We start from the raw sequence: 589 nt of genomic DNA, 5'->3' as shown, positions 1-589 counted from the left end.
CTTGCACAGTGCTCCGTATCTCTAACCTACAGCCGATGAGTGTGAGTACTTGGAATCGACCTTCTCTTGAAAGGAGGTGATCCAGCCGCAGGTTCCCCTACGGCTACCTTGTTACGACTTCACCCCAGTCATGAATCCTACCGTGGTAACCGACCCCCCGAAGGTTAGTCTGGCCACTTCTGGTAGAACCCACTCCCATGGTGTGACGGGCGGTGTGTACAAGGCCCGGGAACGTATTCACCGCGACATGCTGATCCGCGATTACTAGCGATTCCGACTTCATGCACTCGAGTTGCAGAGTGCAATCCGGACTACGATCGGTTTTAAAGGATTGGCTCCCCCTCGCGGGTTGGCTGCCCTCTGTACCGACCATTGTATGACGTGTGAAGCCCTGGTCATAAGGGCCATGAGGACTTGACGTCATCCCCACCTTCCTCCGGTTTGTCACCGGCAGTCCCATTAAAGTGCCCAACTGAATGCTGGCAACTAATGGCAAGGGTTGCGCTCGTTGCGGGACTTAACCCAACATCTCACGACACGAGCTGACGACAGCCATGCAGCACCTGTGTTACGGCTCCCGAAGGCACTC

At 55.7% G+C, this 589-nt stretch carries 1 rRNA gene; it reads right to left on the bottom strand.

From position 1 onward, the window contains the following. Nucleotides 1-69: 69 nt before the first annotated feature. A 16S ribosomal RNA gene (locus ACYQ1A_RS21810) occupies nt 70-589 on the bottom strand; the annotation flags it as partial.

This window comes from Silvimonas sp. JCM 19000 (assembly GCF_054652575.1).
Note: the sequence above shows the minus strand (reverse complement) of the source record. Positions and strands in the feature narration are given on the sequence as shown.